We start from the raw sequence: 13,623 nt of genomic DNA, 5'->3' as shown, positions 1-13,623 counted from the left end.
ACGCGGTGCGGTGAGTTGTGTGTCGCGGCGGATCGACTCGATCCGCTTGGCACACTATTTATCCTACTTGGTGATGCCGTCGTGAGAGGCTTCATCGGTGTCGGCCCTCCCATCGGCCTGGCCATACGCCGCTCCATGTCCGCACTCCTCGCCTCCACCTCCACGCCCACCCTCGGCCCAACCCCCCGCTCTTGCCCCTCGGTAGGGGCGTTCGGTTCAGGCGATCCGTCAGCAACCGTGTGGTCTACATCTGTGTGAGCGTGTCAGGTCAGCGGGGTCAGCTCGTCCAGTCGGGCTCGTCGAAGAGTGTGCTGGAGAGCAGCCCTCCCCCACGCTCGGTCCCCCGAGTCGGCGCGCTGTCCCGAGCCGTTGCGCTCACGCGATCCCTCGACCGGCCGACTGGCGCGTCTGGCACACCCAGAGGCGGTGGGCGTCGCTCACCTGCCAGCGTGCGCGGCGCCCTGCCCATTCTCGCGTCTGCTGGCATACCTGACACACCTGCTGGTGCACGAACTGAAACACCTGCCGGCACACCTGCTGGTGCACGAGATGGCGTACCCGCCGGCGCGCCTCGTGGCTTTCCGGGCGGTGAAGCCGGCGAAGGTCCGGCTCGGCCTTGCGGTCGGCTGAGCTGGACGTCCCGGCTGCCGCCGGGGCGGCGTCGGACGGTGAGGTTGTCGCGGTGGACTTCGTGATGGTGGAAGTTGCAGAGCAGGATGCCGTTGTCGACAGACGTGTTCCCTTGATCGCGGTCCCACCAGTCGATGTGATGGACCTCGCACCACCGGGCGGGCTTGGTGCAGCCGGTGAACTGGCACCCGCGGTCGCGAGCAATGATCGCTCGACGCTGCTCGCGGGAGTACAGCCGCACCGTGCGGCCCAGGTTGACGGGTACGTCGTCGGCGTCGACCACGATGCGGGTGAGCTCGGCGTCGCACAGGATCCGGGCCACCTCAGTGAGCGGGACCGGGGTGCCGTCCTCGAACGTCACCGGGTCCACCGGCTCCGGCGCACTCAGAGCCGACGCACTCGTGATCGTCGTGGTCGACGCGGTGTCGTTCACGGAATCGACATTCTCGGCGTTCGAGCGCGTAACATCAGGGCGCGCCGTGCCAGGACACACTGTGCCAGGGCGAGCAGTTGCAGGCCGCACGGCTGCCGCTTGGGCGGCACGGCGGCGCAGCTCACGACTGGCCTGGGCGAAGGTGGCCTCGGTCATGATGACCGAGACGTGGGGACGCACCAGCGCTCCACCCTTGAGCGACCCACCGTTCACCGCCCGCTCGGCGACGTCGACGAGGGCGTCCGCGCAGCGTTGGCCGTAGTCCCGGTCGTCGTCGTCTCCGGGACGGTTCATCGCCGCCTCCAACGCGATGCGCAGGGTCTGCCCGGCCACAACGTCAAGGAACCCCTTCACGTGCGTGCCGGTGGCGGTGTGACTGACCGACAAGAACCGGCGTCGACGCGCCTCCTCATGCGTGGCATCGTGCGCCACCGAGTCCCTGCGCGCCATCCACACATCCGCTTGCTTGGCGAAGGTATCCGCGTCCTGACCTGCCGCAAGATCCATCAGTTCCTGCGTGTCGCTGCTGGTCAGCGGGCCAGCGCTGGTGCGCTCCACCTGCGCTCGGACCCGCCCCAGCACCTCCGCGTGCACCAACGTCACCACACCGCTGGCCACCGCTTCGGCGACCTCCGCTGACTCCTCGAGTTCCATAGCGACCGTGAGCTGGGACCGGGCGACCCGCCGCCCCTCCCCCGAGACCTGCCCACGCCACACCTCAAACGAGGGATAGCCGGCCTTCTTCCACTCCCCGCAGTCGCGCTCCGCGACCAACAACGCCGCACGCTCCGCGGTCAACGCTGCGATCGACCGGTCCAGCTCGAGGATCCGCGCACACCGCACCCGCGACTGCACCGAGAGCGGCTGGACACCGGGCATGATCCCGGGACCAGTAATAGAAGGAGCAGGACCAGGCGAGGTGGCAGGGACGGCACCGACGAGCGCCAGCCCACCTACATCCACCGCGCTGCGCGTGCTGCCTGCCATGCCTCACCGCCCGACGTCGTTGTCGAAGAGTCCCACAGGCCCGAACCGCCTGGACCTGACTGCTGATACGACCCTAGACCGAGGCACTGACAAGCCGAGGTACCGGCAAGCAGACGCCGCCGTCCGGCCCGTCCACCCGACTGAGCGGTCAACCGGCCACCGGCCTCCGCGCACTGGACTCGCGGACCTCCCGACTCCCAGCACGCTCAAGGCTCAGGCCTGGAATGCCTCACATCAAGGCTGCAGTATTGAACTATCGGCAGCGTCCGTGGCGACCTCGGCGACTGGCGCCACTGCTTGGCACACTATTAATCGAGCGGAGATGCTCTCTCAGGCGGGCACAAGCGCCAAAAGCGCCAGCCGGTAGGAGTCGAAGCCGAACCCGGCAACCGTCCCCGTCGCGACCGGCCCGATCACCGACAGGTGCCGGAACTCCTCGCGGGCGTACGGGTTGGAGATGTGCACCTCGATCAACCGGAGCCCACCCTTGGTCACCTGCGCGGCGGCGTCGCGCAGCGCGTAGGAGTAGTGCGTGAAGGCGGCGGGATTGAGCACCACGTCGCTGCGCGTGTCGACGGCCTCGTGCAGCCAGTGCACCAGCTCCGCCTCATCGTCGCTCTGGCGGACCTCCACGTCCAGCCCCAGCTCACTCCCCCACTGCGCCCCGGAAGTGACCAGATCGGCGAAGGACAGCGAGCCGTAGACCTCCGGCTCGCGCACACCGAGCCGGCCGAGGTTGGGTCCGTTGAGAAGAAGTACGCGCGTCATGGCCGTGAGCCTACTGGAGACTGCCTGCCCGACGGCGACCCGCCCACCGCCGCGATGACGCTGCCGTGCGGATCGCCCTGGCTCCAGCGGCCAGACCCGACGGCGGCGACTACAGCGAGACGACCCGGCTGGTCGGGGCCTCCGCGCTGATCTCCGCGTACGCCGCGGCGAGCAGCGCCGGGTCCGGGCCCTCCAGACGAGCGGGCTTGCCGACGGCCTCGAGCACGACGAAGCGCAGCAGGTCACCACGGGACTTCTTGTCCCGGCGCATGACCGAGAGCAGCTGCTCCCAGCGGTCCCCGCGGTAGGTCACCGGCAGGCCCACCGAGGTGAGGATCGCCCGGTGGCGGTCCACCACGTCGTCGTCGAGACGTCCGGCGAGGCGAGCGAGCTCCGCCGCGAAGACCATGCCGACCGAGACGGCTGCCCCGTGCCGCCAGGCGTAGCGCTCGACCTGCTCGATCGCGTGGGCGAGGGTGTGGCCGTAGTTGAGGATCTCGCGCAGCGAGGCTTCCTTGAGGTCTTCGCTGACCACGCGGGCCTTGACCGCGACGGACCGCTCGACGAGCTCGCGCACGACCGACCACAGGTGGTCGTCGGCCACGGGCCAGGCCTGCAGCGCGGCCGCGTTCTCCTCGACGAGGTCGAGGATGACCGGGTCGGCGATGAACCCGGTCTTGATGATCTCGGCCAGCCCGGCCACGAAGTCCCACTTGGGCAGCGTCTCCAACGCGACGAGATCGCAGAGCACGCCGCTGGGGCTGTGGAAGGCGCCGACGAGGTTCTTGCCCTCGGCGGTGTTGATGCCCGTCTTGCCGCCGACGGCCGCGTCGACCATGGCCAGCAGCGTCGTCGGGATGTGCACCACCTGGATGCCGCGCAGCCAGGTCGCGGCGATGAAGCCGGCCACGTCGGTCGTCGCGCCGCCGCCGATGGAGACGATGGCGTCCGAGCGGGTGAAGTCGGACTGGCCCAGCACCTGCCAGCAGAAGGCGACGACATCGATGGACTTGGCGCCCTCGGCGTCAGGGATCACGGCGAGCAGGGCCTCGTAGCCCTGGGCGAGGAGGTCCTCGCGCACGGCCGCGGCGGAGGCCTCGAGGGCCTCGGTGTGCACGATGAGCACCTTGCGCACGCTCGTCCCGAGCAGCCCGGGAAGCTCGCCGAGCAGCTGGCGCCCGATGACGACGTCGTAGGTGCGCTCGGCGGTCACGCGGACGCGGGCGGGTGTCTGGATGTCGTTCTGGTCGCTCACGCGGGGTCCTCGGTACTGGTGGTGTGGGGATCCTCGGCGGTGAGCGCGTGCAGAATCTCCTGCGCCACCTGCGAGGACGTCTTGTTGTCGGTGTGCACGTGCACGGTGGCCACCCGCTCGTAGACGGGGCGGCGGGCCTCCATGAGGGCCTGCCACTTGGCGCGGGGGTTGCCGAGCAGGAGCGGGCGGGACTGGTTGAAGCCGACCCGCGGCGCGACGTGGGCCAGCGAGACGTCGAGGAAGATCACCACTCCCCCGGCGGCGGAGTACGCGGCCAGGGCGCCCTCGGTCGATGGGTCCAGGACGGCTCCGCCGCCGAGGGCCAGGACACCGTCGTGGCTGGCCAGCGCTGCGGCGACCGCCTCTCGCTCAAGGGCGCGGAAGTGCGGCTCGCCCTCGTCGAAGAAGATCTCCGCGATGGCCTTGCCGGCCGTGGTCTCCACGTCGGCGTCGGTGTCGCGCCAGGTCACGCCCAGGGCGTGGGCCAGGGCGTGCCCGGTAGTCGACTTGCCTGAGCCGGGCGGGCCGATGAGCACCGCGCGGGGACCGGGCCTGCTCGCGCCCGCCGTCGCGGGCTGAGCCGGCGCCGGAGTGGCCGGCGTGGAGCGCGGGGGGTGAGGAACCGGGGTGGTCATGGCTCCGGCCTCAGCGCAGCAGCTCGGGGATCGCCTCGAGGTAGGACTCGGCGTTGCGCCGGACCTCCTCGACGGAGTCGCCCCCGAACTTCTCCAGCACGACGTCGACGAGGGTCAGGGCGACCATCGCCTCGGCGACGACGGCGGCGGGCGGGACCGCGCACACGTCGGAGCGCTGGTGCTGGGCGGTGGCCGGCTCCCCCGAAGCGACGTCGACCGTGGCCAGGGCGCGCGGGACGGTCGAGATGGGCTTCATCGCGGCGCGGACGCGCACGACCTCGCCGTTGGTCATGCCGCCCTCGATGCCACCGGCGCGGTTGGTCGCACGGCGGATGACGCCGTCGTCCCCGCGGGACATCTCGTCGTGGGCCTGGGAGCCGCGGCGGGCCGCGGTGCGGAAGCCGTCGCCGACCTCGACGCCCTTGATGGCCTGGATCCCCATGAGCGCGGCGGCGAGCTTGGCGTCCAGGCGGCGGTCGCCGTGCACGTAGCTACCCAGGCCGGTGGGCACGTTGTAGGCAAGGACCTCGATGACTCCCCCGAGGGTGTCGGCGTCCTTGTGGCACTGGTCGATCTCGGCGACCATCTCCGCGGAGGTCGCGGGGTCGAAGCAGCGCACCGGGTCGGCGTCGAGGTAGGCGACGTCGTCGGCGGAGGGCAGCGGGGCGTCGTCGGGCACGGCGACGTGGCCGATGCTCACCACGTGGGAGACCAGGCGGATGCCCAGGGCCTGCTCGAGGAACTTCGCGGCCACGGTGCCCAGCGCCACGCGGGTCGCGGTCTCGCGGGCGGAGGCGCGCTCCAGGACGGGACGGGCGTCGTCGAAGGCGTACTTGCGCATGCCGACGAGGTCCGCGTGCCCCGGGCGCGGGCGGGTGAGCGGGGCGTTGCGGGCGCGGTTGAGCAGGGCAGGGTCGACCGGGTCGGAGGCCATGACGTCGACCCACTTGGGCCACTCGGAGTTGCCGATCTCGATGGCCATCGGCCCACCCTGGGTCACCCCGTGGCGCAGGCCGGCGAGGATGCGCACCTCGTCCTGCTCGAACTTCATCCGGGCGCCGCGGCCATAGCCGAGCCGGCGGCGTGCCAGGGCGTCCTGGATGTCAGAGGTCAGAACCTCCACACCTGCGGGAACACCCTCGATGATGCCCACGAGTGCGGGGCCGTGCGATTCACCTGAAGTCAGCCAACGAAGCATGCGTGCATCTTCCCACGACGGATGGACCCCTGGCTGCGAGCGCCCGTAAGTCGGACGCCCCCCCCGCAGCTCGCCGCCCAGGGCTCGTTCAGGGCCACTCCGGACCCGCCGTCCGCGAGCGCCTGCTGGGTCGGATGGGTAGCCGTCGTCCTGGAAGGAAATCATCTTTAGTCTTCCTAAAGTTGATTTACACCAGGACTTGTTGACGTCAGGAGGGATCGCATGGCCCACTACGTCGAGCTTGTGTGGAACCCGCGGGACTCTGCTCACCTGAGCCGGAAGGACCTGGCGCCGGGCCGCTATCGCACATTCGTCCCCGACGAGCTCCGAAGCCACCTGCCCAGGGTTGGCCAACCCGCTCACCAGGCGGCTGAGGATGCTCTCGGGGCTCTCGCCCGAGCTGACGAGCGCATCGGGGCGCGCGGTCGCTGCCTCCATCACCTCCTCATCCGGTCGGAGAGCACCTCCTCGTCCTGGATCGAAGGCAATCGGGTCACCCCCAAGAAGCTGGCCGTCGCCGAGCTCCTCAGCAGCGGCACCCGGGTCGCTTTCGATGTCGTCGCGAACGTCCTGGCGACGGAGGAAGCGACCACCGACCTTGCCGATCGCACCCGCCCGGTCACTACCGCCGACATCGAGCATCTGCAGCATGTGATCGTACCGTCGCGGGTCCCCGGCCTGCGCACTGAGCAGAACTGGGCCGGCGGTCCCGGATGGAGCGCGCTGCGCGCCGACGTCGTTCCGCCGCCCGAGTCTGAGGCGGGGCGCCTCGTCGACGATCTCGCCCGCTTCGTCACCGAGACCTCGGGAAATCCACTCGTGCGAGCGGCGATCGCACACGCGCAGTTCGAGACCATTCACCCGTTCATCGACGGCAACACGCGCACCGGGCGCACCCTCAGCCACACGGTCCTCCGTCGCGGGAATGCTCTGCGGAACACCCTCATCCCGATCAGCACCGTCTTTGCCGGTGACCCCACGACCTACATCGCCGGACTGACCTCCTACCGCCTGCCGCGCTGACCCGCCTCGCCTGGACGACTGGAACATCGCCTTTGCGCAGGCAGCAGAGCTCGCTGCAAGCAACGCAGTACGCTTGTCCACGGACCTCGGTGACCTTGACTCACAGGTTCATAAGGACCTCGTCAGCTACCGCCACGCCAACGGGCTCTCACCCGCCAGGCCTCGTCGCGACGCCGTGGTGCTGCGCATCCTTGATTCACTGGCCACTGATCTTGTGCTGACCATCGAGACGGCCGCTCGCAAGCACGGGGTCTCGACGGCGGCAGCTCACCGCGCACTCGTCGAGCTGGCCAAGGTGGGCATCCTCTCCCGCACCAAGGACCACAAGGGCAAAGTCATCTGTTGGACTGCTGACCAGCACCTTGCACTCATTGCACTGACCGAGCGCAGCAACCGCGTCGGCGCCGGTGACACGGAGGTTCGCCGCCCACACCTGGGGCCGCCTGCGCCCGCTCGACACCGTGCCACACCGGACCGCGCCGCGCAGGGATGACGCAGCCGCCGTTCGCGGGAACGCGATGCTGGCGACAGGGCCACGTTCGCGAACGATCGGCCGAGCCGTGCCTGTTTGCACACATCTCAGAAACTCGAACGTCTGTTCGCTCAAGCAGTCTGGCTCCCCTGGGGACCAGCACTGCCGCTGCCGGGACAGCGATCGCGCCCTCACGATGGACAACCCTGAGCCCCTCGAACACCATCGTCACCGGCCGGCCACCCCAAGCGGACGGTTCGTAGTCCTCCAGCGCAGCCAGCCCGGAGGACAGGTCCGGCTCGTCGGTCGGCGGGTGGGCGACCACGACCATCTCGTCCCACGGATCGTAGACATACCGCGCAGGGCATCACACACGTGCGGCAGGCCCCGCAGCAGGTCTGCCGACCGGGCATGGAGTTCGCGGGCGGTGCAGGTCGTAGGTCTGGCGGGTCAAGGAAGTCGAGAACACGCGATTGTTCACCGCTCGTGGCGTGGTGGCGTCCGCCGAGACCCACCCATCTGTCCCCCGATGGCCTCGACCACCGCGAAGGTGCTCCGTCGCCAGCACTTGGTGCCACGTATATGCCAACACGAACTGGCCACCGGAATTCATGAAGACATGGTGGCCAGCCGCCTGTTCACCGACCGCCAGCCCACGATAGAAACCATCCATTCGGAATTCTCTTCCGCGATCCGGTACCTAGAAATTTCGCCGGAACCCCTCACTCGCGATCCACCAAGCGTGCGCAACGGTGATCCGTGAGGCTGGCTCGGGAGCCATCTCGACCCCAGATACGCGTTCCTGGGCGTAGCCGGCCGTGTCGGCATCTTCCTCGACACTCGAGCTCGCTCGTGTGTCAGACGGGCCAATGCCAAGAAGACGCCCTGCCGTGCATACAGCACTGCCACCGTCGGGGGCTCCGAGTCGGCGGCCACCCAGCTCGCGCCAAGGTCGATCCCCACTCGGAGCGCATCTCTGTCACGCTGCCGGACAGTACAAGACCCCGCCCTCCCCCAGATCCCGGCGTGGGCTTTCTTCTGGAAACCACCCATGCCGGGTGGACGACCTAGCGCGTCACGTAGTCCCCGGTTCGCGCGCTTCAGGCGACTTCATGCGTGTGTAGGGGCGGCGAATCGGTCTCGCAGCCCTTTGTCAGGTGCCGAAAGTCTCAGGTCGTTGCCACCCACAGCGGACACAAGGAGGACTCAGAGGCGCATGCGCGGCACCTGGGTCGGGCCTCCTTTGCTCACCGAAGCTAGCTTCCGGCCGCCGGGAAAAGTGGGTTCTTCTCATGTGGCGGTACAGGCAACGGGGAGATCGATCCGGGATCTATGGCGTCAGGAACAGCATTCGGATCTGCCAAGACATACATCTGGCCCGAGATCACGAGGTTCAAGTCACCAGGTGCTGTCGGAGGAAGCCCACCCGATCCGTCGGCCTGCTTCTGCCCGGTTCCTGCCAGTCCCGTGATGAGGAACGCCCGAGGGTTGATCGTCTGCAGCTCACCCATAAAACTCAGCACGTTCTGATAGGTGCCGACGACCTCGATCGTGATCGGCATCTGGTAGAACCCGGCGAACAGATTGGCAGGAGCAGGAGCAGGAGCGGCCTCGTCGCCTGCACTCTCCTCAGCGTCTTGTGCTGACGCCGTAGCGGGTCCAGCTACCACGACCTCCGTCGATGGGGTGATCGTGAGCGATGCGATCGTCACAGAGTGCGTGACTGCGATCGCCGCGATCTGGCTCTGAAACTCTCCCTGTCGTGGCGACGTGGGGATCTGCTGGCGCAGATCAGCCAGCTGGGCGCGGTATGTCTCGATGTCGGCAAACTGGGCCGCAAGAGCCTCGATCTGCTTCTTCTCACGTGCGTTCCGGTCGTCCTGGGAGACGGCCTCGGCCGTCGTCTCCGCCGTGGCCTCCCGGACCGGAGCAATGAGCAGGAACCACGCGCCCACCAGCAGGGCGATCGCGATCACTGCGGTCCCCGTTATCCATGACTTTGCTTTTGGGTTGCCCATGATCACTGGCCTTCTTCGAGGAATCGCAGGGACAGCGCCGACGTGTCGGCCTGGATGGTCGCGGTGACGACGTAATAGACCGTGCCGTCTTCTTCCGTAATCGTCGAGCTCTGCAGGGTCGGGTCGGCGAAGCCAGGGATAGAGTCGAGGGCATCCAGCAACAGTGAGGCATCGGCCAGGGTCAGCGAACGAGCGCTGAACATCACTGACCCGGATCCCATCTGCGCCGTCGGTTCAGCAGGGAGCACCATGGGCGCTAGCGGCGCAGCCTGGGTGACGTTGAAGGAATCGATGCTCACGTTCACGGGAAGCACTGCGGCGATTGCGTCGATGTATGGTCGCCATTGGATTTCAGTTGACATCCCAAAGCCACGTGCCGCCGTGATGTTCTCGAGCGCCTTGAGTACGGCGGGGACTTCGGCGTACTTCTGCCTCTCGCGAACCAAAGCCGAGGCTTCGTCCTGGGACTCTGCGAGGTGGTCGTTGGCCGACTGGTCAGCTAGTTGCGCCCAGCCGTAGACCCCACCCGCGAGAATGAGAACCAGAACAAGCCCAGCGGCTAGCAGCCGCTTGAGCTGGGACAGTCCACGCCCCGCCCGCACTTCGGGTGGCAGGAGGTCCACCTGGGGCATGCGGGGTGCGCCGAGCTGGCTGGAGCTGCGCTGCTTCGGAAGGCTGGACGCCTTTGTGAGCATCGAGGTCATGCTGCAACTCCATATGCGAGGCCGATGGGCAGAGCCATGCGCGACTCGTGCCCGATGAACTGCTCCCGACCACCGAGGCTCTTTGCCACATGCAGCGGGGCCAGAGGGTCGCCTAGCGAGACGTTCAGCCGACTAGCGCTGGCCAGATACTGGCCCAGTCCAGGTAGGTGGGCACCACCACCGGTGAGGGCGACCATGTCGATCGCTGAGCCGTTCTGAGTTCCGGTGAAGAACGTAAAGGTGTTCCGGATCGCCTCGATGAGGTTGTTCGAGACGTGCGACAGCGCCGCCGCGGCCTCAGCGTGTTCCGGGCGGGTCGCTCCGCCGACGCCGATCTCAGACTTCAGCCGCTCGGCATCACTGTTGGAGACACCGAGTGCACGCGCAACAGCGTCCGTGGCTTCCTGTCCACCGTGGGGAAGTGCACGGACAAAGCGCGGCACGCCCTGGTCGACGATAACCACATTGGTGATTCGGGCCCCGATGTCGACGAGCGCGGCAGTCTGAGTCCTCAGCGCGCCGTGAGTCAGTCCGCGCAGCAGAGCAAAAGCGTTGAGATCGACCATGACCGGGCGGAGCCCTGCAGACTCCACCGCGAGAACGTTGGCAGCGATAGTGTCCCGTGCGGCCGCCACCAAGAGACCGTCGAGGGTGCGCCCGTTCTCGCCCTCGAAGTCATCTGTCGGATAGAAGTCCAGGAGCGCATCGTCCGTAGACATCGGGATCATGTCCTGCACCTGATAGGCGAGCGCAGGGCGGAGCTGGCGCATCGGCATCCAGGGGAGGGAGAGCTCTCTGACGGCAACGCGCTGGTTGCCGATGCCCAGGATGACTTCCTTCGACTGGAACTTGCCCTTGCTCCACAGCTCCTTGAGCGCTGAGGTGACTGCGGGCGAGTCCGCGACCTCGCCGTCCCGGATCGCTCCCAGTGGAAGCGCCACCTCGGCATAGCTGACGAGCGTGCCGCGGTCGGAGGTGAACTCGATCTCGGCAGCGCGAACCGCAGTCGTCCCGATGTCCAGCCCAATGGCTCGATGCTTGGCCACAAAAAGTCCTTTCTCGGCCCAGATGATCTCAGTTGCTTATCGGCACGGGCGTTATCCGCCTTGAGGCGGGAAGCACGAGCTGATCTTGCGCGCGGTCACTGCATCAGGGAGAGGTACGCACCCCATATGCCCTCGCCCCAACCGATGCCGATCGCTGCGCCGGCAAGCATCCACGGGCCGAAGGGGATACCCGTCTTGCGGTGGGCGCGCTTGCTCAGGACCAGCCCGATGGAGAAGATGCCACCGAGCAGAAATGCTCCGAAGGCCCCAACCACGAGTGCGCCCCACCCCATCCACGCCAGCCCGATTCCAAGGACACCGGCGAGCTTCACGTCTCCGAAGCCCATCCCGCCTGGGTAGGCGACCATGGCACCGAAGTAAAAGGCGTACAAAAGCATCCCCCCCATCGCCGCACGAAGCATCGCAGACCAGTCTCCGTCTACGGCACTCGCCACAGCGAGAAGTACGGGAAGCACGAGATAGGCGGGCAAGACGATCACATTAGGCAGGCGCTTGACGTCAAGATCGATAAGCAGTAGCGCGATACCGATTGCAGCAAGGTAGAGATACGCCACGACTTCGACAGACGGACCGACACGGAGATACACGAGGGCGAACATGACACCAGTACCGGCCTCGACCAACGGATAGCGCATGGAGATGGGGGCCCGGCAAGCGCGGCACCGGCCCCGCAATAGGACCCAGGACAGTACCGGCACGTTGTCGCGAGCTTGAATCGTATCCGCGCACCCAGGGCATGCACTCGGTGGGCTGACGATCGACTCACCTCGCGGTACCCGCCAGATGACGACATTAAGGAACGACCCGACGAGCAGCCCAAGGCCACCGATCGCGACGATCGCGAACGTCCGCAAAAACTCGTCGTCGACGAGGAAGTCGTTCAGTTCCACGATCAGTTGGAGAGTTCTCGATAGTTGTCCAGGGATGCGTTCTGTGCTGTCGGCGGTGCGTTCCACTTCTGCGCAGGCTCGCCGGAGCATGCCGCGACGACGATGGTGGACCAGTTGACAAGATCTGGGGCGGCAGGGTCGTAGGGCGGCTTGGGTCCGATCGAGATGCACCGATCATACCGGTCGCGGAAACGCCAGCTCTCCGCGTAGACCCCGGTGTCCGCATCACGTGTCCAGGTCACGTCGTCACCGCTGCACGTGGTGGTGAGCGTGACGTATGCCGGGCTCGCCGTCGTCGACGGCGTCTTGAGGCAGTACTTCTTCGTCGTGTTCTTCTCCTGGTTGACGTAGATCTGCTGCGCTCCCTTCGAACCCTTCTGGTTGGGCGGCTCGATGTAGTACCACTCGTGGTTCCAATCGAGCAATCCGCCGGCCGGGCTGGGGTCCTGCTTGCAGGGGTAGACGATCATGAACGCCTTTCCCACCTGCTGCTGGGTGACGTCGAAGCAGCGCCCAAACTCGAGAAAGTTGACGATTTGATTGGTTGTGGCGGACGCCTTCGCAGCTCCGACGCGGGCGTCGGGATCGAACGATGACCAAGCGATGTTGTTCCCGCAGTCACCGACGGCGAGTTTGAGACCCAGTGGGACGCTCTTCGATGCCGCACCGGTGCCGAGGCAGAAGCCCGAGTAGTTGGTGTTGCCAGCGTTCTGCACCTTGAAGAGAGCACCGCCGTGCCACGAGAAGAGCTGGTTGCTCGCTCCGTTGCAGACTTGCAGCGTCGCATTGACGGCGCCGCTGCTCGGGCGCCCGGTGATGCACAACGGAGTCGATCCCGCTAGGTCGGTCACCGCGAGGTGGATGCCGTAGTCATCCTTCCAGCTCCACAGGCGACGTGGATCGTCGGTGCGGCACTGCTCGGCCGAAACGTACGTGATGGTCGAACCGACCGTCTGTCCGTCCGCCTGCAGGCACGTAGCGACACCGAAGGAGTAGATCGCCCCACCCTCAATGTTGTTGTTGGTGACTTGGAACGTGTAGACGGTCTCGAGCTTGCGGTCCCCAGCCGTCGAGGCAAGCCCGGGGACTCCGCTGTCGAGCCCCTCGGAGGTGATCACGGCGAAGCTTGGCGCAGCCGAGAGCCCTGTGGCGCCGCACGTCAGAGCGTTCGTTGACCGCCACGCGGCGCTCCGCCCCTTCGGGTCCTCGTCAAAGTACGTGACCTGCACCTTGTACGAATAGTCGGTGGACACCCCGTTCACCTGGCCCTGGACGGTGCACGGTAGCTTGCTGGGATCGCCGAGGACCTGGTGGCTGATGGCATGGACGGCCGTTGCCGACCGCATCTGGCTCAGCGCAGCGTCGACGCCAGCCTCGGCAGCCACGATCGTGCGGCTATTCTTCGCGGCGAACATCGTCGGCTGGACCTGCGCCACGACTACGCCGAGCATGAGCACGCTCAGCGCACCCACGACCATGATCAGCAGGACGGCGGTCATGAGGGCCATGCCTTCATCGCCGGGCTGGCGTGTGGTCTGATCGA

At 67.1% G+C, this 13,623-nt stretch carries 13 protein-coding genes; 3 read left to right on the top strand and 10 right to left on the bottom strand.

The window, feature by feature from the left end:
* Window positions 1-277: 277 nt before the first annotated feature.
* The 5 genes from SS2_RS07290 to aroC all read right to left on the bottom strand — a co-directional run bounded on the left by SS2_RS07290 (window position 278) and on the right by aroC (window position 5,906).
* Window positions 278-2,050 carry an HNH endonuclease signature motif containing protein gene (locus SS2_RS07290; RefSeq protein ID WP_083941928.1) on the bottom strand — a complete coding sequence of 591 codons (1,773 nt, stop codon included), beginning with the start codon at window positions 2,048-2,050 and terminating at the stop codon, window positions 278-280.
* Between the two features lie 330 nt (window positions 2,051-2,380).
* The gene (locus SS2_RS07285; RefSeq protein WP_066462581.1) at window positions 2,381-2,818 is read right to left on the bottom strand and encodes a type II 3-dehydroquinate dehydratase; all 438 of its coding nucleotides are present in this window, start codon (window positions 2,816-2,818) and stop codon (window positions 2,381-2,383) included.
* Window positions 2,819-2,927: 109 nt separating this feature from the next.
* Window positions 2,928-4,073, bottom strand: a complete 1,146-nt coding sequence (gene aroB / locus SS2_RS07280; protein ID WP_245643430.1) for a 3-dehydroquinate synthase — start codon at window positions 4,071-4,073, stop codon at window positions 2,928-2,930.
* Complete coding sequence (locus SS2_RS07275) at window positions 4,070-4,708, bottom strand: shikimate kinase (protein ID WP_083941926.1); 639 nt, start codon at window positions 4,706-4,708, stop codon at window positions 4,070-4,072. The genes aroB and SS2_RS07275 overlap by 4 nt, the downstream gene beginning before the upstream one ends.
* 10 nt (window positions 4,709-4,718) lie before the next feature.
* Window positions 4,719-5,906: a chorismate synthase gene (aroC, locus tag SS2_RS07270; protein WP_066462574.1), complete on the bottom strand. Its 1,188-nt coding sequence runs from the start codon at window positions 5,904-5,906 to the stop codon at window positions 4,719-4,721.
* 222 nt (window positions 5,907-6,128) lie between these two features.
* On the opposite strand from aroC, the gene SS2_RS17935 reads away from it, so the two are divergent.
* The 3 genes from SS2_RS17935 (at window position 6,129) to SS2_RS17355 (ending at window position 8,164) form a co-directional block, all read left to right on the top strand.
* A complete protein-coding gene (locus tag SS2_RS17935; protein WP_245643428.1) occupies window positions 6,129-6,929 on the top strand; it encodes a Fic family protein in 801 nt (266 codons plus the stop codon).
* Window positions 6,930-7,002: 73 nt separating this feature from the next.
* Entirely contained in the window at window positions 7,003-7,422 is a 420-nt protein-coding gene (locus SS2_RS17930; protein WP_245643427.1) for a Fic family protein, read from the top strand.
* 508 nt (window positions 7,423-7,930) lie between these two features.
* Entirely contained in the window at window positions 7,931-8,164 is a 234-nt protein-coding gene (locus SS2_RS17355; protein ID WP_157607230.1) for a hypothetical protein, read from the top strand.
* Window positions 8,165-8,657: 493 nt separating this feature from the next.
* Here SS2_RS17355 and SS2_RS07260 read toward each other — a convergent pair whose 3' ends face one another.
* From SS2_RS07260 to SS2_RS07240, 5 genes are all read right to left on the bottom strand, one after another.
* Window positions 8,658-9,425 (bottom strand): hypothetical protein, encoded by a 768-nt coding sequence (locus SS2_RS07260; protein ID WP_157607229.1) that lies wholly within the window; start codon window positions 9,423-9,425, stop codon window positions 8,658-8,660.
* Window positions 9,422-10,123, bottom strand: a complete 702-nt coding sequence (locus tag SS2_RS07255) for a PilN domain-containing protein (RefSeq protein ID WP_066462570.1) — start codon at window positions 10,121-10,123, stop codon at window positions 9,422-9,424. Before SS2_RS07255 ends, SS2_RS07260 begins: the two co-directional genes overlap by 4 nt.
* On the bottom strand, window positions 10,120-11,169 hold the full coding sequence (gene pilM / locus SS2_RS07250; protein WP_066462568.1) for a type IV pilus assembly protein PilM: 1,050 nt from the start codon (window positions 11,167-11,169) through the stop codon (window positions 10,120-10,122). Before pilM ends, SS2_RS07255 begins: the two co-directional genes overlap by 4 nt.
* 95 nt (window positions 11,170-11,264) lie before the next feature.
* On the bottom strand, window positions 11,265-12,080 hold the full coding sequence (locus SS2_RS07245; RefSeq protein ID WP_245643426.1) for a prepilin peptidase: 816 nt from the start codon (window positions 12,078-12,080) through the stop codon (window positions 11,265-11,267).
* Window positions 12,081-12,082: 2 nt separating this feature from the next.
* Window positions 12,083-13,579 (bottom strand): RICIN domain-containing protein, encoded by a 1,497-nt coding sequence (locus tag SS2_RS07240; RefSeq protein WP_157607228.1) that lies wholly within the window; start codon window positions 13,577-13,579, stop codon window positions 12,083-12,085.
* Between the last annotated feature and the right edge of the window lie 44 nt (window positions 13,580-13,623).

Source organism: Sanguibacter suarezii NBRC 16159 (genome assembly GCF_001552735.1).
Taxonomy (GTDB): Bacteria; Actinomycetota; Actinomycetes; order Actinomycetales; family Cellulomonadaceae; genus Sanguibacter; species Sanguibacter suarezii.
Note: the sequence above shows the minus strand (reverse complement) of the source record. Positions and strands in the feature narration are given on the sequence as shown.